This is a genomic window from Gammaproteobacteria bacterium, from assembly GCA_037388465.1.
Taxonomy (GTDB): Bacteria; Pseudomonadota; Gammaproteobacteria; order SpSt-1174; family SpSt-1174; genus JARRKE01.
In genome coordinates this window covers 1-21,007 of sequence record JARRKE010000007.1, presented here as the reverse complement: position 1 = coordinate 21,007, position 21,007 = coordinate 1, and the positions used below count along the sequence as shown (strand labels likewise).

At 63.2% G+C, this 21,007-nt stretch carries 22 protein-coding genes; 15 read left to right on the top strand and 7 right to left on the bottom strand.

Features of this window, described 5'->3' with window-relative positions; all coding sequences use genetic code 11:
• Nucleotides 1-85: 85 nt before the first annotated feature.
• From P8Y64_02620 to P8Y64_02605, 4 genes are all read right to left on the bottom strand, one after another.
• Nucleotides 86-2,203: a methyl-accepting chemotaxis protein gene (locus P8Y64_02620; protein MEJ2059369.1), complete on the bottom strand. Its 2,118-nt coding sequence runs from the start codon at nt 2,201-2,203 to the stop codon at nt 86-88.
• Between the two features lie 93 nt (nt 2,204-2,296).
• On the bottom strand, nt 2,297-2,851 hold the full coding sequence (locus tag P8Y64_02615) for a chemotaxis protein CheW (protein ID MEJ2059368.1): 555 nt from the start codon (nt 2,849-2,851) through the stop codon (nt 2,297-2,299).
• A gap of 3 nt (nt 2,852-2,854) precedes the next feature.
• On the bottom strand, nt 2,855-3,217 hold the full coding sequence (locus P8Y64_02610) for a response regulator (protein MEJ2059367.1): 363 nt from the start codon (nt 3,215-3,217) through the stop codon (nt 2,855-2,857).
• Nucleotides 3,218-3,299: 82 nt separating this feature from the next.
• Entirely contained in the window at nt 3,300-3,659 is a 360-nt protein-coding gene (locus P8Y64_02605; protein MEJ2059366.1) for a response regulator, read from the bottom strand.
• A gap of 275 nt (nt 3,660-3,934) precedes the next feature.
• Between P8Y64_02605 and gshB the strand changes: the two genes are divergently transcribed.
• From gshB to P8Y64_02555, 10 genes are read left to right on the top strand one after another with little or no spacing between them, the layout of a single operon-like run.
• The gene (gshB, locus tag P8Y64_02600; GenBank protein MEJ2059365.1) at nt 3,935-4,885 is read left to right on the top strand and encodes a glutathione synthase; all 951 of its coding nucleotides are present in this window, start codon (nt 3,935-3,937) and stop codon (nt 4,883-4,885) included.
• Complete coding sequence (locus tag P8Y64_02595) at nt 4,882-5,943, top strand: FAD:protein FMN transferase (protein ID MEJ2059364.1); 1,062 nt, start codon at nt 4,882-4,884, stop codon at nt 5,941-5,943. Before gshB ends, P8Y64_02595 begins: the two co-directional genes overlap by 4 nt.
• Nucleotides 5,943-6,476: a Gx transporter family protein gene (locus tag P8Y64_02590; GenBank protein ID MEJ2059363.1), complete on the top strand. Its 534-nt coding sequence runs from the start codon at nt 5,943-5,945 to the stop codon at nt 6,474-6,476. Before P8Y64_02595 ends, P8Y64_02590 begins: the two co-directional genes overlap by 1 nt.
• A complete protein-coding gene (locus P8Y64_02585; protein MEJ2059362.1) occupies nt 6,451-7,335 on the top strand; it encodes an energy transducer TonB in 885 nt (294 codons plus the stop codon). Before P8Y64_02590 ends, P8Y64_02585 begins: the two co-directional genes overlap by 26 nt.
• Before the next feature lie 28 nt (nt 7,336-7,363).
• Complete coding sequence (locus P8Y64_02580) at nt 7,364-7,927, top strand: YqgE/AlgH family protein (protein MEJ2059361.1); 564 nt, start codon at nt 7,364-7,366, stop codon at nt 7,925-7,927.
• Nucleotides 7,920-8,363, top strand: coding sequence for a Holliday junction resolvase RuvX (ruvX, locus tag P8Y64_02575; GenBank protein MEJ2059360.1), 444 nt, complete (start codon nt 7,920-7,922; stop codon nt 8,361-8,363). The genes P8Y64_02580 and ruvX overlap by 8 nt, the downstream gene beginning before the upstream one ends.
• On the top strand, nt 8,360-8,869 hold the full coding sequence (pyrR, locus tag P8Y64_02570; protein ID MEJ2059359.1) for a bifunctional pyr operon transcriptional regulator/uracil phosphoribosyltransferase PyrR: 510 nt from the start codon (nt 8,360-8,362) through the stop codon (nt 8,867-8,869). Before ruvX ends, pyrR begins: the two co-directional genes overlap by 4 nt.
• Nucleotides 8,866-9,867 carry an aspartate carbamoyltransferase catalytic subunit gene (locus P8Y64_02565; GenBank protein MEJ2059358.1) on the top strand — a complete coding sequence of 334 codons (1,002 nt, stop codon included), beginning with the start codon at nt 8,866-8,868 and terminating at the stop codon, nt 9,865-9,867. The genes pyrR and P8Y64_02565 overlap by 4 nt, the downstream gene beginning before the upstream one ends.
• Nucleotides 9,864-11,144 carry a dihydroorotase gene (locus P8Y64_02560; protein ID MEJ2059357.1) on the top strand — a complete coding sequence of 427 codons (1,281 nt, stop codon included), beginning with the start codon at nt 9,864-9,866 and terminating at the stop codon, nt 11,142-11,144. Before P8Y64_02565 ends, P8Y64_02560 begins: the two co-directional genes overlap by 4 nt.
• Nucleotides 11,141-11,797 (top strand): hypothetical protein, encoded by a 657-nt coding sequence (locus P8Y64_02555; protein ID MEJ2059356.1) that lies wholly within the window; start codon nt 11,141-11,143, stop codon nt 11,795-11,797. Before P8Y64_02560 ends, P8Y64_02555 begins: the two co-directional genes overlap by 4 nt.
• 4 nt (nt 11,798-11,801) lie before the next feature.
• Here P8Y64_02555 and tsaD read toward each other — a convergent pair whose 3' ends face one another.
• Nucleotides 11,802-12,806, bottom strand: coding sequence for a tRNA (adenosine(37)-N6)-threonylcarbamoyltransferase complex transferase subunit TsaD (tsaD, locus tag P8Y64_02550; protein ID MEJ2059355.1), 1,005 nt, complete (start codon nt 12,804-12,806; stop codon nt 11,802-11,804).
• Between the two features lie 210 nt (nt 12,807-13,016).
• On the opposite strand from tsaD, the gene rpsU reads away from it, so the two are divergent.
• The 4 genes from rpsU (at nt 13,017) to hemE (ending at nt 16,337) form a co-directional block, all read left to right on the top strand.
• A complete protein-coding gene (gene rpsU, locus P8Y64_02545; GenBank protein MEJ2059354.1) occupies nt 13,017-13,232 on the top strand; it encodes a 30S ribosomal protein S21 in 216 nt (71 codons plus the stop codon).
• Nucleotides 13,233-13,234: 2 nt separating this feature from the next.
• Nucleotides 13,235-13,696 (top strand): GatB/YqeY domain-containing protein, encoded by a 462-nt coding sequence (locus P8Y64_02540; protein ID MEJ2059353.1) that lies wholly within the window; start codon nt 13,235-13,237, stop codon nt 13,694-13,696.
• A 151-nt stretch (nt 13,697-13,847) separates the two neighbouring features.
• Nucleotides 13,848-15,257: an FAD-dependent oxidoreductase gene (locus P8Y64_02535; protein MEJ2059352.1), complete on the top strand. Its 1,410-nt coding sequence runs from the start codon at nt 13,848-13,850 to the stop codon at nt 15,255-15,257.
• Between the two features lie 15 nt (nt 15,258-15,272).
• Nucleotides 15,273-16,337, top strand: a complete 1,065-nt coding sequence (gene hemE, locus P8Y64_02530) for a uroporphyrinogen decarboxylase (protein ID MEJ2059351.1) — start codon at nt 15,273-15,275, stop codon at nt 16,335-16,337.
• A gap of 4 nt (nt 16,338-16,341) precedes the next feature.
• Here the strand turns inward: hemE and P8Y64_02525 are convergent, their stop codons facing one another.
• Nucleotides 16,342-16,947, bottom strand: coding sequence for a hypothetical protein (locus P8Y64_02525; GenBank protein ID MEJ2059350.1), 606 nt, complete (start codon nt 16,945-16,947; stop codon nt 16,342-16,344).
• Nucleotides 16,948-17,040: 93 nt separating this feature from the next.
• Complete coding sequence (locus P8Y64_02520) at nt 17,041-19,674, bottom strand: penicillin-binding protein 1A (GenBank protein ID MEJ2059349.1); 2,634 nt, start codon at nt 19,672-19,674, stop codon at nt 17,041-17,043.
• Between the two features lie 184 nt (nt 19,675-19,858).
• Here P8Y64_02520 and P8Y64_02515 point away from each other — a divergent pair, with 184 nt between their 5' ends.
• A complete protein-coding gene (locus P8Y64_02515; protein MEJ2059348.1) occupies nt 19,859-20,923 on the top strand; it encodes a pilus assembly protein PilM in 1,065 nt (354 codons plus the stop codon).
• Nucleotides 20,924-21,007: the final 84 nt, after the last annotated feature.

The window sequence follows — 21,007 nt, the reverse complement described above, 5'->3', positions numbered from 1 at the left end:
CTCTCCATCCTGAGATTCCGTTGTTATATTCGGACAATATCGTCTTGCTTTGTCCACGCAGTCTGGCGCCGCACACGCGCATCGCTTAGCCAAGCTGCAGCGTCGCGTCCTTTTCTTCCTCCTCCAACGCAGCCGCACCGCCCGTCACGATCATCGTCTTGGTCGTCTGCTCCTGGGGCAGCTTGAAGCCCGATACCGACTTGCGCAGATCGCCGGCCAGACTGGACAGGTTACCGATGAGGCCCGAGGTCTCGGTGGTCCCTTCGGAGGTCTGCATCGTGATTTCCTGAATGACGTTCATGGTGTGGCTGATATTACCGGCCACCGCCGCCTGCTGCTGCGCGGCTGCGGAAATGGTCTTGATCAGTTGCGAGAGCTGGTTGGACACGTTCTCGATCTGTTCCAGCGCCTCACCCGATTCCTGAGCAAAGCGTGCGCCCTTGACCACGTTGGCCGTGCTCTGCTCCATGGAGATCACCGCCTCGTTGGTATCGGCCTGGATGGTTTTAACCAGCGCCTCGATCTGTTTCGTCGCGTTGGCGGAACGTTCCGCGAGGCGCTGCACTTCGTCCGCAACCACCGCGAACCCGCGTCCCGCCTCACCCGCGCTCGATGCCTGAATGGCGGCGTTCAAGGCCAGGATGTTGGTTTGATCGGCGATGTCGTTAATGAGGCTGACGATATCGCCGATTTCCTGCGAGCTTTCACCCAGGCGTTTGATTCGCTTCGCGGTCTCCTGAATCTGTTCGCGGATGGTGTTCATGCCGTCGATGGTACGGCGCACGGTTTCCGCTCCCGCGTGCGCGATCTGCACCGATTTGTCGGCCACTTCGGCGGAGGTGGAGGCGTTGTTCGACACCTGTTCGATGGAGTCGGCCATGTCGGTGACGGCCGCCGAGGCCGAGGCAATCTCGCGGGCCTGGTGATTACTCGCGTCGGTCAGGCGCATGGCGGTCGCCTGGGTGTTTTCCACGGCGCTCGCGACCTGTCCCGCCGTCTGGTTGATGGTGGTAACCAGGCTGCGCAACGCATCGATGGCGTAGTTGACCGAGTCGGCGATCGCGCCCGTGATGTCCTCGGTCACGGTGGCGTGCACCGTGAGGTCACCTTCCGCGAGGTTGGTCATCTCGTCCAGCAGACGCAGGATCGCGCGCTGGTTTCTGCGGTTTTGTTCGGTGGTGACGGCCAGGCGGCGGCGTGCATCCATGTACAGCTGGTATCCCATGAGGACCAGGAGCACCAGGGCGATGCCACCGAAACCGTAACCCGCGTAGGCGATCAGCTGCAGGCGCTGACCGTAGCTCAGGATGTTCTTTTCCAGACTGCCCGCGGCGGTGAGCACCTGACGGCTGTCACCTTCCACCTGACTCGCGGCGTCCTTGATCTCGAACAGCTGCGGCGAGGACTGCAGGATGGCGCCGACGTGTTCACTGACGGTACTGAACAGCATGGCCACTTCACGCAGCCGGTCGCGCGCCTCCGGATAGCTGACCTTCTGGATATTCAGCGCCGGATAGCCGCGAATCATGCCTTCCAGCACCCGGCCGAACAGTGCCGCATCGCGACCGAAACGGTCGGCGGCCGTGGCGGCGCCCTCACCGCCCGCCAGCACCTTGTTCAGGTTGTTCTCGATACGCTGGGTGAGCATCAGCTGACGGGAGGCGACGTAAATCTCCTGCTGATCGGCCTTCCTCTTCACCAGCTCGGTTACCACCTCGTCCGAATTGGCCAGCAACTGGGGAATGTAGTTGTTGATGACCTGGACGTAGTCCGTGACCTTGGAGATCGGTTCCTGACCGTTGAGGATGGTGTCGATGTTCTGACGATAGGCCTTCCAGGAGGTCTCGATATCGCCGAGATTTCCCTTGAGTTCGGTCGGCAGGGGAGGCAGCCCCTTGGCGGATTCGCCTTTTTGCAGCTGCAGAAGTGTCTTGTCGAACTGATCGCGCAACTGCTTGAGCTGCTTGAACGCTTCTGATTTGCCGTTCGCCGCTTCGATCGAGAAGGTGGCGAGACGCTGCGACAGCAGTCCCTGCTCAGCGGCGATACTGATGTATTCCTTCTCGTAGCCACCCTGTTGGTTGGTGTAGTAGAAGGCACCGGCCATCAAGCCGAGCGAGATCAGCAGCAGGACGCCCAGAACAGCGACGAGCTTGCCCCCACCCAGCCTTGCGGCAAGTTCTTTAGTCGAAGGCGCTTTCATATTGTGCTACTCCGCCCCTCCTCGGGGAATCTGATGGATTGCATGTGCTTTTGTCATTATTCCGTCTGGCGTGCTCACCGACCGTGAATGGGATCACACCGAAACATTCATGAATTCTTCGCTCGCGGCGAGTTTGCCCAGGGCAAACACCCCGTAATGCTCCCCCATGCGGCTGAACGACGTTTCCACATAAGGCCTTAGCGCGGCATCGAGCGCAGGCAGTTCCTCCGCCTGATCCTCGCGCCAGTAATGCTTCATGCCGAGCACCGCGTCGACCAACAGGCCCGCATACATATCCCCCTGCCTCAGCACCAGCAGGCTGCCCTGCTTCCATTCCGAGGACGGCACGTTCTCACCGTAAAGATAGCCCTGAAGATCGGCCACCGGCAGCAAATTACCGCGCATGTTGGCAATGCCCAGCACCCAGGGCTTGACGCCGGGCACACGCGCCACATCGGGCATGGAGACGATCTCGGCCACCTGCTCCATGGGCGCCAACAGCTCGGTGCCTTTGAGGCGAAACAGTATTCCCGTCCAGTCCTGCTTCTCGCCGGTCTGGGCGGGCAGGCCGGCCGCATGACGCTGGCTCTTCCGCTCAATGTCCAGGAGCAGATCGAAGGGCGTCGCTGTCACGGCCGCTTCCGCCATACCTTACCCCAGCAGCGAACCGATACGCTGCAGCAGCTCCTTTTCCTTGGCCGGCTTGACGATATAGTCCTTGGCACCCTGCCGCTTGGCCCAGACCTTGTCGGTCTCCTGGTCCTTGGTGGTCACGATAATGACGGGAATATTCTGCGTGCTGGGCTCGTTGGCAAGCTGACGGGTGGCCTGGAAGCCGTTCAGACCGGGCATGACCACGTCCATCAACACCAGATCCGGCTTGACCTGCTTGGCCAGCTCGACACCTTCCTCACCACTTTGCGCCGTGGTGACCTGGAAGCCGTTCTTTTCCAGAATCGACTTGAAGACGTGCAGTTCGGTTGGAGAATCATCAACCACGAGAATGTGCGTCATAAGGGTTCTACTCCCAAAAATTTCTTCTGCTTAGTAATGTTTTCAGTAACCGGGCCTGGAGAATCGGTCGCATCCCATTTGTTCAACCACGCCCTTTGACGTGTTGCTTGATGGCGCTTAACAGATCCTCGCGAGTGAACGGCTTGGTCAGGTATTGCTCGGAGCCGACGATCCGGCCCCGTGCCTTGTCGAAGATACTGTCCTTGCTTGAGAGCATGATGACCGGTGTGTTCTTGAAGTCCCGGTTATGCTTGATCAAGGCGCAGGTCTGATAGCCATCCAGACGCGGCATCATGATGTCGACAAATATGATGTCGGGATGATGCTCGGCAATCTTGGCCAGGGCCTCGAAGCCGTCCGTGGCCGTGACCACGTCACAGCCTTGCTTTTTGAGGAGTGTCTCTGCGGTACGGCGGATGGTCTTGCTGTCATCGATGACCATCACTTTGAGCCCGTTCAGAGCAACTGCCCCGTTTGCTTCTTCTTCGCTCACAACACACCTTAACCCAGTCGTGTTCTGCGGACGCAGTTTTGCGGTGAATTTAACCCATGCATTCGGTTTAGGCAATAAATCAAAACAGTGCCTTAGCCCCAAAATGTTATGTTCGTTCTCAAACTCGCATCATGCCCGGTCACTGGCCAAGAGCATCGGTCGTGGGCGTAGAATAAGAATGTCGACCCGCATCCCCATACCCAACTGCAGCAAGCGGAACCGCTATGACCCCTACGCTCGGGGTGGTGATGGATCCCATCGCCACTATCAATATCAAAAAAGACAGCACCTTCGCCATGCTGCTGGAAGCGCAGGCCCGCGGCTGGCCGCTCCGGTACATGGAGCAAAGCGACCTGTGGCTCGAGAACGGCCAGGTACATGCTAGCATGCGCGCCCTGCGTGTCGCAGACGATCCGCAGGGCTGGTTCGAGCTCGGCTCGCCGGAGGTGGCGCCGCTCGACAGTCTGGACGTGGTTCTGATGCGCAAGGACCCGCCGCTGGACATGGAGTACCTCTACTCACTGTACCTGCTGGAGCTGGCGGAGGCACAGGGCACGCGGGTGATCAATGCGCCCGGCGGCATCAGGGCGGTGAACGAAAAACTCTATACCGCCTGGTTTCCCGACCTCGCGCCCCCCAGCCTCGTCACGCGCGATATGCCCCGCCTGCGGGCCTTCCTGGAAACGCAGGGCGAGGCCGTGGTCAAACCCCTGGACGGCATGGGTGGCGCGGAGGTGTTTCGCCTGCGCCGCCAGGACCCGAATCTGAACGTCATCCTCGAGTCCGTCACCCACCATGGCCGGCGCACGGTCATGTGCCAGCGGTTTTTACCTGAATACACCCAGGGCGACAAACGCATCCTGCTGGTGGACGGCGAACCGGTGCCCTATGCGCTGGCCCGCATCCCGGCCGAGGGCGAGGGCCGCGCCAACCTGGCCGCCGGCGGGCACGGCGTGGGGGTCGAGCTCACGGCGCGCGACCGCGAGATCGCCGAACGCATCGGCCCCGTCATGTGCCGCATGGGCCTGTTGTTCGTCGGACTGGACGTGATCGGCGACTACCTGACCGAAATCAACGTCACCAGCCCTACCTGCATCCGCGAACTGGATGCCATTTACGGTATCAATATCAGTGCCCAACTGATGGACGCCATCCTCGCCAGACTGAAGGCATGAAAAGACCAATCGCCCTCCTCATGGTCCTGGCCGCCCTGCTGCTGTCCGGCTGCAGCCAGAACAAACCCTACAAGGACACCATCCTCGACTTTGGGACGCTGATCAATATCACGCTGTACACCGACGATCCCGCCCAGGCCCGGCAGGCATTCAAGGTGGCCCGCCAGGACTTCGATTACATGCAGCACACCTGGAACGCCTGGCATCCCGGGCCGCTGGGCCGGGTCAACCTCCTGCTGCCGACCGGCAGCCCCTTTACCGCCCCGCCCTCCGTGCTGCCCCTGATCAAACTCGGCACGACCCTGTCGCGGCAAAGCGGCGGGTTGTTCAACCCGGCCATCGGCAAGCTGCTGCAGCTATGGGGCTTCGAAAGCGATACTCTCCCGAAGGGGCCGCCTCCCCCATTGGCCAAAATCCAGGCTCTGCTGAAACAGCATCCGACCATGGCCGACCTGCACGTCGACGGCATCAGGCTCAGCAGCACCAATCCCGCCGTTCGGCTGGATTTCGGCGGGTTCGCCAAGGGCTACGGCGTGGACCGGGTGATGGAACGCTTCCGTGCCATGGGCATTCACAACGCCCTGATCGACGCCGGCGGCGATCTGCGCGCCATCGGTCGCCATGGCGACCGGCCCTGGCGCATCGGCATTCGCAACCCGGACCAGGCCGACACCGCTTTGGCCTGGGTGGACATCCAGGGCGACGAGTCGGTGTTCACCTCGGGCGACTATGAGCGCTATTACATGTATCACGGCAAGCGCTATCACCACATCATCGACCCCCGCAGCGGGTATCCTTCCGCCGGCGTCAGCTCGGCGACGGTCATCCTGGACGGTCCGGGGAACGGGGCGCGGGCCGACGCGGCCGCCACCGCCCTGATGATCGCGGGGATAAAGGATTGGGCCCGCATCGCAAAGGGGATGCACGTCTCCCAGATCATGCTCATCGACCATCAGGGCGAGGTGTACATGACGCCGGCCATGGCCAAACGCATCCATTTCACCAAACAGCCGCCGGCCATCCACACCTTGCAACTGAACCCGGGCGCGGTTCGCTGATGCAGATTCTCGCCACCCGGGAGGACTACCGGCTTGCCTGGCTGGCGGCGCTGGCGATCACCATCCACATCGCCGAAAGCGCCCTGCCCAGCCCGCTGCCCGGTGTGAAGCCGGGGCTGGCCAACGTCATCACGGTCATCACCCTCATCCGCTACGGCTGGGGCAGCGCGGCCTGGGTGAGCATGTTGCGGGTGCTGGCCGGCAGCCTGCTGATCGGCAGCTTTCTCTCCCCGACCTTTCTGCTCAGCGCCACCGGTGCCGTCTGCGCCCTGATCGCCCTCGGCCTGGGCAAGCAGCTATCCGGCGGTCGCCTGGGACCGGTGGGTTATTCCTTGCTGGCCGCCGAGGCGCACATGGCCGGCCAGTTCCTGACGGCCTACAGCCTGTTCATCCCGCATCCCGAATTACTGCGTATTTTTCCCCTGCTGATGGGCCTTGCCCTGCTATTCGGGCTGGTTACGGGTACAATTGCTCACGCCGTGTTGACGCGACTGCCTGCCGAGCTTGATGACCGCAGCCTCTCTCGCCCCTGAAATCCGCCCCGCCGACCGCCTCGGACTGGCCCTGTTTTTTGCCGCCGTCCTGCACGGGATCCTGATCCTGGGCGTGGCATTCGACATGGCGCCCAAATTCCGGGCCAACGCGGCACCGACCCTGAACGTCATCCTGGTGCAGACCCGCTCCGAGCAGCGGCCCAAGGACGCCAAGTACATCGCCCAGGTCGATCAGCAGGCCAGCGGCCGCAGCGACCGGGACGGACGGCCCTCCAGCCCCGTCACCGGCATCATGCCGAACACCGGCCGCGGCGACGCCCCGATCAGCCTGCAGGCCAGCGCCCCGTCACACAGCGGGAAACGCGAAACGCGCACGCTGCAAAGCCCCAATGCCAAACGGGAGGTGGCGCAGCGCACCGAAACCCTGAGCCCGGTTCAGGAAATCGCCCCCACGGCCTCCGAACTGATACGCCGCAGCCTGCAGATCGCGCATCTTTCCTCCGAAATCCGCAAGGACGAAGAGGACTACGCCAAGCGGCCGCGCATCAAGTACGTCGATTCCGTCAGCGCCAAGAGCGTGGCCACCGCGGAATATCTCGCCACCTGGGTGCGCAAGGTCGAACGCGTCGGCAATCTCAATTACCCGGACGAGGCCGTCCGGCGACATCTCAACGGCAAGCTCATTCTCAATGTCCTGGTCGACAGCCAGGGACGCGTGCTCAAGGCCACCATCGCCTCGTCATCGGATCACCGGGTGCTGGATGACGCCGCCAAGCGTATCGTCAAGCTGGCCTCGCCGTTCCCGCCGTTCCCGCCGGCGCTGCGCAAAAACTACGACCAGCTGATGATCACCCGCACCTGGATATTCCAGAGCGACAACCAGCTCATCACCCATTAGCGCTGATCCGGACTGCTAAACTCCGCACATGGGCGACCTGACATCCCTGAGCAACCAATTCCTCATCGCCATGCCCAGCCTGGCGGACCCGAACTTTGTCCGCAGCGTTTCGTTCATCTGCGAACATAGCGAACAGGGCGCCCTGGGGCTGGTCATCAATCACCCGCTGGACATGCAGCTCGGCGATCTTTGCGAACAGCTCGATCTGCCTTGCGAGGACGACGCCGTGCGCGGTCTACCGGTTTATTCCGGCGGCCCCGTCCAGCCCGAACGGGGCTTCGTACTGCACCAGCCGACAGGCAACTGGGAATCCACCCTGCAGATCACCGAAAACCTCGCCCTGACCACCTCGGCCGATATTCTGCAGGCGCTGGCGGCGGGCGAAGGCCCCAGTCATACGCTGATCGCACTCGGTTATGCCGGCTGGGCCGCCGGCCAACTCGAACACGAACTCGCCTCCAACGCCTGGCTCACCTGCCCGGCGGACCCTCACATCCTGTTCGATCTTCCTCCACAACACCGCTGGCAGGCCGCAGCGACCAAACTCGGCGTCGACCTCAGCCTGTTGTCCGGTGACGCAGGACATGCCTGAGGCGGCAAGATCCCAGGGCATCCTGCTGGGCTTCGACTATGGACGGCGGCGCACCGGGGTCGCGGTCGGTCAACCGCTCACCGGCAGCGCCACACCGCTCACCACCCTGACCAGCTCCGCCGGCAAACCCGATTGGGAGGCCATTGAGCAGCTAGTCAGGGAATGGCACCCGAACGCCCTGGTCGTCGGCCTGCCGGAACGGACACACGGCGGCCGCCACCCGCTGCACAAAGAGATCCACGCCTTTTGCGCCGAGCTGGAACGCCGTTTCGGGCTGCCCGTATACACGGTCAACGAGACGCTCACCTCCGCCGAGGCCGAAGCCGACCTGACCGCCGCACGCCGCGCCGGCAGAAAGCGACGCATTGCGCGCGAAGAAATTGATACACTCTCCGCCGCGCTGATCCTCGAAACCTGGATGGCCGATCAACCATGAGTGAAGACCTGAATCCGCTGCTCGATGCGATGGCGCAGGACCTGCGCGACCAATTCGGCGACCGCATCCGGGATGCGGCCATGATCGGTATCCAGCGGGGCGGGGTATGGATCGCACAGGCGCTGCACGAGCGCCTCGGCCTCGACACGCCGCTGGGCGAACTGAATATCAGTTTCTACCGGGACGACTTTTCCAGAATCGGGATGCACCCGCGCGTCTCGCCCTCCCATCTTCCGTTCGGGGTGGAGGATCGGCACCTCATCCTGGTGGACGACGTGCTTTACACCGGCCGCACCATCCGCGCCGCATTGAACGAGATCTTCGACTTCGGGCGTCCCGCCTCCGTCACCCTGGCGGTGCTGATCAGCCGCAACGAGGGCCGCGAACTCCCCATCGAGGCACAGGTCGTCGGCCGCCAACTCAGCCTGTCCAGCGACGAACGCGTGGAACTGGAAGGCCCGGACCCGCTGACCTTCAATATCGTGACCATCGGCGAACCTGCATGAGCCGCAAACCACCCCAGCCAGGCCCCCTCGCAAACCGAATGCAACTCACCGAAGAAGGGCGGCTGCGCCACCTGCTCACCATCGAAGGACTGAGCCGCAACCTCGTCAACGAGATCCTCGATACCGCCGAATCCTTCGCCGCCATGCACGACCAGGGGGTCAAGAAGCTTCCCTTGCTGCGCGGCAAAACGGTCATGAATCTGTTTTTCGAGCCCAGCACGCGCACCCGCACCACCTTCGAACTGGCGGCCAAGCGGCTTTCCGCCGACGTGCTCAACCTCAACATCAGCACCTCCGCCACCACCAAGGGTGAAAGCCTGCTCGACACGCTGCACAACCTTGAGGCCATGGACACGGACATGTTCATCGTGCGTCACGCCCAGAGCGGAGCCGCGCACTTCATCGCCCGCCATGCCGCCCCGCACGTCAGCGTGCTCAACGCCGGCGACGGCAGCCATGCCCATCCCACCCAGGCGTTGCTGGACATGTTCACCATCCGCCGCCACAAAAAGGATTTCACCAAACTCAAGGTCGCCATCGTCGGTGATGTGCTGCATTCACGGGTCGCCCGCTCACAGATCCACGCCCTGAACCTACTCAACACGGGAGAGATACGCGTCATCGGTCCACGCACCCTGCTCCCGGCCGACGGCGAAAACCTCGGCGTCCACATCTTCCATGACATTCATGCCGGCCTTGAGGGCGTGGATGTGGTCATCATGCTCAGGCTGCAGAAGGAGCGCATGGCCGGTGCCTTCCTGCCCAGCGAACACGAATACTTCCAGCGCTACGGCCTGACGCCGGAGCGGCTGCGCCGCGCCCAGCCCGACGCCATCGTCATGCACCCCGGCCCGGCCAACCGCGGCGTGGAGATCGACTCCCAGGTCGCGGACGGACCCCAGTCGGTCATTCTGAGCCAGGTAACCTACGGCATCGCCGTCCGCATGGCCGTCATGTCCATGTGTATGGGTGCCCGCGTGACGGAGGCCTCCGCATGAGAATGCATATCCGTCAGGGCCGCCTGCTCGATCCGTCAACCAAACTCGACCGAACCGGCGACCTCTTTATCGACGAGGGGCGCATCATCGCAATCGATACGCCGCCCGCCGGCTTCGAGGCGGAAGAAACCATCGATGCGCAGGGCCTCTGGGTGTTCCCGGGACTGGTCGATCTGGCCGCCCGCCTGCGCGAGCCCGGGCAGGAACACAAGGGCACGATCAGCAGCGAAACCCTGGCCGCGGCCAGCGGCGGCATCACCACCCTGTGCTGCCCACCCGATACCGATCCCCCGATCGATACGCCCGCCGAGATCAACCTGATCCAGCGCCTCGCCCGCCAGTCGGGCAACGCCCGCGTGGTGCCATTGGGCAGCATTACCCGCGACCTGGCCGGCGAACAACTCAGCGAACTCGGCGCCCTCAAGGCAGCCGGACTGAACGGCGTCAGTAACGGCCTCATACCGATTACCAATACCCTGGTGCTGCGCCGGGCCCTGGAATACGCGACCGGCCTGGACCTGACCGTTCACATTCACCCGATCGACCCGTGGCTGGCCAACGGCGGCTGCGCACACGAAGGCGCGGTGGCCACCCGGCTCGGCCTGCCGGCCATTCCCGCCGCAGCCGAAACCGCGGCATTGGGCCAGTTGCTGGCCCTGGTGGAAGAAACCGGTGCACACGTTCATTTCTGCCGCCTGTCCACGGCGCGCGGTGTTGCCCTGGTGGCACGAGCCCAGGCAGAAGGTCTGCCGGTCAGCGCGGACGTGGCGGCGCATCAATTGTTCCTGACCGAGATGGATCTGGCGGATTTCAACAGCCTGTGCCACGTCATTCCGCCGCTGCGCACTCAGCGTGACCTGGAAGCCCTGCGCCAGGGTGTGGCCGATGGGGTACTGGGCGCCATCTGCTCCGACCACCAGCCGCACGAGGCGGACGCCAAGCTCGCGCCGTTCCCGGCCACTGCCCCGGGCATGTCGGCCCTCGAAACCCTGCTGCCGCTGACCCTGCGTCTGGCCGAGGAAGGCGCACTTGATCTGCATACCGCGCTGCAACGCGTGACCGCCGGTCCCGCCGGGATACTCGGCATCCAGGCAGGCCGGCTGGATGTCGGTATGAGCGCGGATCTGGTGATTTACGATCCTCAGGCCGACTGGACCCTGGACAGGGAACAGATGCACAGCCGCGGACACAACACGCCCTTCCAGGGCTGGTCGTTCACCGGGCGTGTACGCCATACCCTGTTCGGAGGCCGGTCCGTCTATACCACTCCGGAATGAGCCGGGCACGACTGCGTGCCGCCGCCGATTTAGGCGCGGCTTTCCGAGTTCTGGAAATCGAGACCGATCTCGCCGCGAAGGCCCGCCCCGGCCATGTGCTGCAATTAGATGGAAAGCCTTGGCCCATCATGCGCAGCGATGCCGCACAAGATCGCATCGACCTGCTGGGCACGCAAACAAACCACAGCTGGCGGCCGGAAACGAGCCGGCCTGCCGAACTGGCCAATACCCCACTGACATTGCAGGACGGCATACCGCTGGTCATAACCCGGGATCTCGGCCTGGCCCCGGCCATTTTTCTCGCCCAGCGCGAACACACGCGTTGCCGCCAGGGCCTGTTCCTGATTCAGACAGCCGATGCCCTGCCGTTCTCCCCACAACCCAGCCGGATTCTGATTCCCGGTCTGCCGCATGGCACGATTGCGGCATCGCCGCTTCTGGAAGACTGGGGGATTCCCTCGAGGATCTGCAGCAGGGTGGAACGCCCCGGCTGCTTTGGCGGTGCCGCCATCGACCTCGCCCGGCTGTGGCTGGACAGCCTGCCCGAAAGCCGGCGCCGGGCTGTGCACATCCTGGCGCTTGCCGTGCCAATCGAACCGATTGCGGCACTGGCGTCCGACTTCGGTCTCGACTGTCAGGCCTGGTCGATCTGATTCTTCAGGCGGGCGGATTCAACTCGCTCATCGGCCAGCGCGGCCGGGCTGTCAGCGCCTCGCTGGTCTCGCCCTGCATCAGACGCACACAGCCCACATAGGCGATCATGGCGCCGTTGTCGGTGCAGAACTCGGGCCGGGGGTAAAACACGCGCCCCCCCTCGTCCGCCATCAAACCGGCCAGCGCCTCGCGCAGGCGCCGATTGGCGCCTACTCCGCCCGCCACCACCAGCGTGCGCAGGCCGGTCTCGCGCAGCGCCCGGCGCACCTTGATGACGAGTGTATCGACCACCGCCTCTTCGAACGCCCGTGCCACGTCCGCCTTGGCCTCCGGATGGGCCTGCGCCGTCTGCAGCGTGAAGGTCTTCAAGCCGGAAAAGCTGAAATCCAGACCGGGGCGGTCCGTCATCGGACGGGGGAAACGGAACCGTGCGGGGTCCCCCTGTTCCGCCAGGCGGGCCAGCGCCGGACCGCCCGGGTAAGGCAGCCCGAGCAGCTTGGCCGTCTTGTCGAAGGCCTCGCCGGCGGCATCGTCCTGGCTCTCGCCCAGAATCCGGTAACGACCGACCGACTCCACCGACACCAGCTGGGTATGCCCGCCCGACACCAGCAGGGCGAGAAACGGGAACGGCGGCGCCTCGGCCTCCAGCATCGGCGCCAGCAAATGACCCTCCATATGATGCACGCCGAGTGCAGGTACCCCGAGCCCCCAGGCCAGGGACCGTCCCACGGCCGCTCCCACCAGCAAGGCACCCATCAGTCCCGGCCCCGCGGTATAGGCCACCCCGTCCAGACTCGCCAGATCCAGGCGGCCGTCCGCCAGCACCTGGCGGATCAACGGAATCAGCTTGCGTACGTGATCGCGCGAGGCCAGCTCCGGCACGACGCCGCCGTACTCGGCGTGCAACGCGATCTGACTGAACAGGGCCTGGGCCAACAGCCCCTGCTCGCTGTCATACACCGCCACCCCCGTTTCGTCACAGGAGGTCTCGATTCCCAACACCCGCATGCCATATATCCTGGAAATAGATCAGTCATCACACTTTACCGCGCCGGACCCGCCCCGTCTTTGTCCGCACGCCCTTCCGGGCCGCAGGCCTGCCGGTTTCCATTCAGGGCGCAGTATTTTTTGCATTTTCGGTGCGCGTCTATATAATTTGCAGTCCTTTTTGCACCCGCCCTCTGGGCGGTCGTTTTTTTACGGAGCAAGTGATCACTTATGCCCAGCGTTAAAGTGAAGGAAAACGAGCCCTTCGAGATCGCCCTGCGTCGCTTCAAGCGCAGCTGCGAGAAGGCCGGTATTCTGACCGAAGTGCGTCGTCGCGAATTCTACGAAAAGCCCACCGAGGCCCGTAAGCGCAAGGCCGCAGCCGCCGTGAAGCGCACCATGAAGCGCGTCAGCCGCGAACAGGCCCGTCGTACCCGACTGTACTGACCATGGCTGACGCAGCCTCTGACCTGAAGGGGCGCATCACCGAGGATATGAAGGCTGCGATGCGCGCCCGCGAGCAGGAGCGCCTCAACACCATCCGCCTCATCCTCTCAGCCATTAAACAGGTCGAAGTCGATACGCGCGAGACCCTGGACGACACCCAGGTGCTGCAGGTCCTGGACAAGATGACCAAGCAGCGCAGGGAATCCATCGCGCAGTTCGAGCAGGCCGGCCGTGAGGACCTGGCGGCCAAGGAGCGGTCCGAACTGGACGTGATTCTGGGCTACATGCCGGAACCGCTCACCGACGCCGAGCTCGATACCCTGATTGCCGAGGCCCTGGAGGCGACCGGTGCCGCGTCCGTCAAGGACATGGGCAAGGTCATGGGCTACCTCAAGCCCAAGATTCAGGGGCGGGCGGACATGGGCGCCCTCGGCGGCAGGATCAAACAGCGCCTGTCGAGCTAGCGTTCGCGCCGGCAAGCCCGCACAGGTGGCGGGGTTGCAACACCGCCGAAGGCGGGCGCATCCTGAAGAAAATAATAGTCGTTTGCGTAGGTCGCACCCGCATCGTTCAGCCATGTGGGTGTTTTGTCTGTAACTGAGCGAACAGGTGCCGATCATGGCCAACCCTATGCAGTTTCTGGAGATTCCGCGCCAAGATCCGGCCAAGACCCGGGTTGAGGAGCGCGTTGTCCAGTTTCGGGAAATATACGGACAATTCGATCCCCAGACCGCCGCGCATCAGGCGGGACGCTGCCTCGCCTGCGGCAATCCGTACTGCGAATGGAAGTGCCCGGTACACAACTACATCCCCAACTGGCTCAAGCTGATCGCCGAAGGCAATCTGTTTGAAGCCGCCGAACTCTCCCACAAGACCAACTCCCTGCCCGAGGTCTGCGGCCGGGTCTGCCCGCAGGACCGCCTCTGCGAAGGCGCCTGCACGCTGAACGACGGCTTTGGCGCGGTCACCATCGGCTCCATCGAGAAATACATTACCGACGAGGCCCTCAAGCAGGGCTGGCGCCCCGACCTCTCGCAGGTGACCGACACCGGCAAGCGCGTAGCCATCGTGGGTGCCGGACCGGCCGGTCTCGGTTGCGCCGACGTCCTGGTGCGCAACGGCGTCAAACCCGTGGTCTACGACCGCTACCAGGAAATCGGCGGCCTGCTGACCTTCGGCATCCCGCCGTTCAAGCTGGAAAAAGAGGTCATCAAGCGGCGCCGTGAGCTGATGGAGGAGATGGGGGTCGAATTCGTGCTCGGCACCGACATTGGTACCGACCTGCCCTTCCAGCAGCTGCTGGACGAATACGATGCCGTCTTCCTCGGCATGGGCACCTATACCTATATGAAAGGCGGCTTCCCGGGCGAGGATCTGCCCGGCGTGCACGAGGCGCTGCCGTACCTCATTTCCAACATAGACCGCCTGCTGGGCCTTGAAGCCCATCCGGAAGACTTCATCGACATGCGCGGTCAGCGCGTGGTGGTCCTGGGTGGCGGCGACACCGCGATGGACTGCAACCGCACCGCCATTCGCCAGCATGCCGCGAGCGTCACCTGCGCCTATCGCCGCGACGAAGAAAACATGCCCGGATCGCGCCGCGAGGTCGCCAACGCCAAGGAAGAAGGCGTGAAGTTCCTCTTCAACCGCCAGCCCGTGGAGATCGTCGGCGACGGCCGCGTGGAGGGCGTCAAGGTCATCACCACCCAATTGGGCGAGCCCGACGAGCGCGGCCGCCGACGCCCCGAGCCGGTTCCCGGTTCGGAGGAAATCATCCCGGCCGACCGGGTGGTCATCGCCTTCGGTTTTCGTCCCAGCCCGGCCGCCTGGCTTGCCGAGTTCGATATCGACACCCACCCCGACGGCCGCATCAAGGCTGCGCCGAACAAGGATGCCAGCTATCAGTCGACTAATCCCAAGGTGTTCGCCGGCGGCGACATGGTGCGCGGCTCCGATCTGGTGGTGACCGCCGTGTTCGAAGGCCGCCAGGCCGCCGAAGGCATCCTGAACCACCTCGGCGTCTGATCCCCACCCCGCGCCATGAGTGAACTCCGGAACGATCGGTTTCTGCGCGCCCTGCTGCGCGAACCGGTCGACCGTACCCCCGTGTGGATCATGCGACAGGCCGGACGCTACCTGCCCGAATATCGGGCCACCCGCGCCCGGGCCGGAAGCTTCCTGAATCTGTGCAAGACACCGGAGCTGGCCTGCGAGGTCACGCTGCAGCCGCTGGAGCGCTTCCCGCTGGATGCCGCCATCCTGTTCTCGGACATCCTCACCATCCCAGACGCCATGGGCCTCGGCCTGTACTTTGCCGAGGGCGAAGGCCCGCGGTTCGAGCATCCCGTGCGTACGCGCAAGGAGATCGAGGCGCTGTGCGTACCCGACCCGGAACAGGAACTGGGTTACGTAATCGATGCCGTGCGCCTGATCCGGCAGGAATTGGATGGCCGGGTACCGCTGATCGGCTTTTCCGGCAGCCCATGGACGCTGGCCACCTATATGGTCGAAGGCGGTTCCAGTCGCGAATTCGCGCGTATCAAAGGCCTGCTGTACGACGACCCCGACACGCTGCATCGGCTGCTGGAAACCATCGCCGCCAGCGTCGTCTCATACCTGACGGCCCAGATTCAGGCCGGCGCCCAGGCCGTCATGGTGTTCGATACCTGGGGCGGCAACCTCACCCCGGAGGCCTACCGGGAATTCTCCCTGGCCTACATGCAGCGTATTGTCGAAGGCCTGCCCCGCTCACATGACAGCCGGCGCGTCCCGATCGTCCTGTTCACCAAGGGCGGCGGGCAATGGCTGGAGCACATGGCGCAGACCGGCTGCGATGCGTTGGGCCTGGACTGGACGACCAATATCGGCGATGCCCGTTCGCGCGTGGGCGACCAAGTTGCCCTGCAGGGCAATCTGGATCCCGCTGTGCTGTATGCCTCGCCCGCGCGAATCCGCGAGCAGGTAGGCAAGGTGTTGAATGATTTCGGGCACGGCAGCGGGCATGTCTTCAATCTGGGACACGGCATACATCCGCAGATCGACCCGGAGCACGTTGCGGCCCTGGTGGACGCGGTACACGAACTGAGCCGCCCCTTCCACGGCTGACCGTTCATTCGGTCAGCACATCTCCGATCAGAGCCTCCACCTCACGCCGGGCGGCGCGGCGCATCGGCCGCCCGTCCACCGGCGACAATGGCGCCTGCCGCAAACCGTCATAGGGGAAAATCACCGCCTCGATGCGGACGCCGTCCGCCGTAATGCTCACGCTGGGATAGCTTCTTTGACTCTCACCCAGACGAAACCGGCGCTCGCCGGTTTGATAGGGAATTCCCCGCTCCATCAGCGAAATCAACACCGCCTCATGACTGTCGCTGAACAAATGCAGGTTCACATCGGAATGCGGTGTCGCCGTGCCCTTGAGCACGGAACCGACCAGCCGGGGATTGAAGCTGTCGAACAACCGCATGGCGCGCAGTGCGGCCTGGCGCAGCCGGGTCTGCAGGGCCTCATGCGCCTGGCCTTGAAACAGCCGCTGCCGCTGCATCATGGCGGCCTCGATTTCGCTGTTGCTGGGCAGGTTTCGGCCGGCAGGAAATCCCAGACGCGACGCCGCCTTGCGCTTGGCGCTGGCGAAATCGCCGCTTTCCTCTTCCACGAGGATGCGCGCCGCTTCCTCGACCAATAGCGCGCGCTGGCGGGCGTCGATGCGTTTCATGATCGAATATTGCCACAAGACCGCGACCCGAACGGACAGGTCACGGCTATTGCCGCCACGCCGGCCGTACGGTGCCGGCCGGCATGGCCGAGTTCAAAAAAGCTGCTCGGGAATATCCGAGCGCTTGACCTGGTCGGTCTGCCCCTCCTCGCCCTTTTCCGCTCCGCGGTACGCGTACTTGGTGGGCGCGAGATTCGCGCGGAAGGTCTCGAAAATGGCGTGCTTGTCGTCGGAGTTGGCCAGCAAACCGGTTTCCGGATCGATCTTCACGGTCACCATGCCGTCCGGCTGCTTCATCGCATTCTCGGGCTTGCCCTTGAGCGCGGCACCCATGTATTCGATCCACATCGGCAGGGCGGCGTGCGCACCGGTTTCCCGGTTGCCCAGCGGGGCCAGCTTGTCGAAGCCGACCCAGACGGTCGTGACAAGATCCTTGTTATAACCGCTGAACCAGGCATCCTTCTGGTCATTGGTGGTCCCGGTCTTGCCGGACAGGTCAGTACGATGCAGCACCAGTGCCCGGCGCCCCGTTCCCTGCTTGATGACATCCTGCATCATGCTGACGATCTGATAGCAGACCGTGGCCTGTAAGACACGCGCAGCCGGTTTGACCGGTTGAGGACCCACGGCACGTTCGACCATGCCACTGTTGGAAATCTCGGTCTGAGGCAGCGGGTTCTGCCCCTGGCCCTCGGCAACCGGTTTCGCCTGACCGGACGGCGCATCACCGCCCTGATCGGCGGTCTGCGCCGCACCGGCATGCGTCTTCTCCCAGTCGGCCTGACGCGCGGCGTTTTGCGCGGCACAGGGCGGGTCGCAGGCTTCCGGGGGATTCGCCTGGAATACGACGTCGCCGTCGCCGTTCATGATCTTGTCGATGTAATAGGGCATCACCCGATAGCCGCCATTGGCAAATATCGCGTATGCACTGGCCAGACGGTAGGGCGTAACCGTCCCGCTGCCCAGGGCCAGGGAAAGGTCCTTGGGAAGGTGGGACATGTCGAACCCGAAGCGGCTCACATAGTCATGTGCGTAATCCACGCCAATGGCACGCAACAGTCGGATCGAGACCAGATTGCGCGAATGGACCAGCCCGACACGCAGACGGGTCGGGCCGAAGAAGTGGCCGCTGTAGTTTTCCGGGCGCCAGGTCTCCTCCAGGCTCTTGTCCTGGAACACCACCGGCGCATCATTGATGATGCTCGCGGGGGTATATCCCTTGGCCAGAGCTGCCGAATATATAAATGGCTTGAAATTCGAACCCGGCTGGCGCTCGGCCTGCAGGGCCCGGTTGAACTTGCTGTGATAGAAATCGAAGCCGCCGACCAAGGCCTGCACGGCGCCATCCACCGGGCGCAGGGAGACCAGGGCGCCGGACACATCGGGGACCTCGCGCAGCACCCATTCGTACGCATCCGCTTCCTTACCGTCGGCGGATTTGTCCTGCTGATCCGTGTTTTTCTGTTGCGCTGGATCGCGCTTGATGCGCATGACCCTGATCACGTCCCCCGCCTTGAGCACGTCGGTGACCTTCTTGGGCTCGGGACCCTGATGGTTCACGTCGATGTAGGGGCGCGCCCACGCCACCCCGTCCATGGTCAGCGTAACGGTCCGGTTTTCACCCAGATAGACCTCGGCATGATCGGCATCCACCTTGGTAACCACCCCCGCCATCAGGCCACCCACTACGGAGTACTTGCGCAGCAGCTCGTCCAGCCGAACCTGGTCCACCGGGTCACCGAGGTCGATATGCTCGATAGGTCCCCGATAGCCGTGCCGCATGTCGTAATCCATGAGGTCATCGCGCAATGCCTTGACCGCATCGGCCTGCAGATCGGACTTGAGCGTGGTGTAGACCTTGAAGCCGTCCGTATAGGCCCGGTCGCCATATCGCTGCACCATGTCGGCCCGCACCATCTCGCCGACATACGGCGCCGGCGCCTCGACGATGGGATCGTGCAGCTGAGCCGTGACCGCCGCCGCTACCGCCTGGTCATACTGGGGCTGGGTGATATAGCCCAGGGCGAGCATCCGGCCCAGCACGTAATTGCGGCGTTCCTTGGCCCGTTCCGGGTTGATAACCGGGTTGTAGCGTGAAGGGGCCTTGGGAAGGCCGGCGATCATGGCCATCTGGGCCAAATTCAGGTCCTGGACATTCACGCCGTAATACACGTGGGCGGCCGCACCCACGCCATAGGCACGATTGCCCAGGTAGATCTTGTTCAGATAAAGCTCGAGGATCTGCCCCTTGGTGAGCTCCTTTTCGATCTTCCAGGCCAGGAATACCTCACGCATCTTGCGCGTATAGGTCTTGCGACTGCTGAGGAAGAAGTTGCGGGCCACCTGCATGGTGATGGTGCTGGCCCCCTGGGATTTGGTGCCGGTCAGCACCAGATGAATGACGGCGCGCGCCATGCCCTGGAAATCCACCCCGGAATGCACGTAAAAGCGGGCGTCCTCCGCGGCGATAAAGGCATGCTGCAGACGCGGCGGAATCTTGTCCAGGGGAAGCGGGCTACGGCGCTTTTCCCCGTACTCCGCCATGAGCTTGCCGTCCGCGGTATAAATTCGTAACGGCACCTGCAACTGGACATCCTTCAACGCCTGCACGGAAGGGAGTCCGGGCGCCAGAATAATGTAGGCTGCGAGCAGTCCCGCAGCGCCGATGACGCCCATGCCGGCGAAGATGCCGAACAGCCAGAGAATAATTCGTGTGGATCGTTTCATGCGGTTCATCTATGAGCCAGAAGCCGCCATCCCAGTTGGCGGATGACAGCACCGTGAGTCGAGAGTTCCGAAAGGGAAGACAGCCGTTTCAGATTCTGCTAGATTTTCTATGGGGTTGGGGCTACTATTTCACGGAAATTATACCTAATATTCGCTAACCACCAGCCATAACAAGGGGAAATTCGTGCTTCCGTTTCTGCAAAAGAAAAAGCAGCCCCTGCTCGGGATCGACATCAGCTCTACGTCCGTAAAGCTGGTCGAACTGGGCCAGCAGGCTGGTGGCCGTTATCGGGTCGAGGCCTACAGTGTCGAGCCATTGCCCTCGAACGCCGTGGTGGAAAAGAACATCGCCGAAGTCGAAGCTGTCGGCGAAACCCTGCGCAAGGCCGTCAAAAAGGCGGGCACCCGGACCAAGGAATGCGCCCTCGCAGTGCCCTCCTCGGCCGTCATCACCAAGGTTATTACCATGCCGGCCGGTCTCAATGATATGGACATGGAAGGCCAGATCCGGCTGGAGGCTGATCAGTATATCCCCTATTCCCTCGAAGAGGTGAACCTCGACTTCGAGGTCATCGGCCCGACCCCCAACAACCCGGAGACGGTCGATGTGCTGCTTGCCGCCTCGCGCAGCGAAAACGTCGAAATGCGGGTCTCCGCCGCCCAATACGCCGGCCTGACCCCGAAGGTGGTGGACATCGAGGCCTACACCATCGAAAACACCTTCCCGCTCATCGACGGTGAAGTCACGGGCGAGGAAAAGAAGATCTTCGCCATCGTGGACGTCGGCGCAACCATGACAAGCATCAACGTCATCGAGGACGGCAAGCTCAGCTACACCCGCGAACAACCCTTCGGGGGCAAGCAGCTCACCGAGGAAATCATGCGCCGCTACGGTCTGTCCTACGAGGAGGCCGGCCTGGCCAAAAAGGAAGGCGGACTTCCCGACAACTACGGCCCCGAGGTTCTGGAACCTTTCAAGGAGACGATGGCCCAGCAGGTACACCGTTTTCTGCAGTTCTATTTTGCTGCCAGCCAGTATTCCGCCGTCGACCAGATCGTCCTGGCAGGCGGCTGTGCCGCGATCCCCGGCATCGACGAACTGATCGAAGAACGCATCGGGACTCAGACCACTATCGCCAATCCGTTTGGCCGGATGACGCATGCCTCACGCGTGACTCCGCAGCGCCTGAGCAACGATGCGCCGTCCCTGCTGATCGCATGCGGCCTGGCACTGAGGAGCTTTACCTGACATGGCGCATATCAACCTCCTTCCCTGGCGCGAAGAACTCCGCAAGGAAAAGCAGCGCGAATTCATTTCGATCGCCTTCTTCGC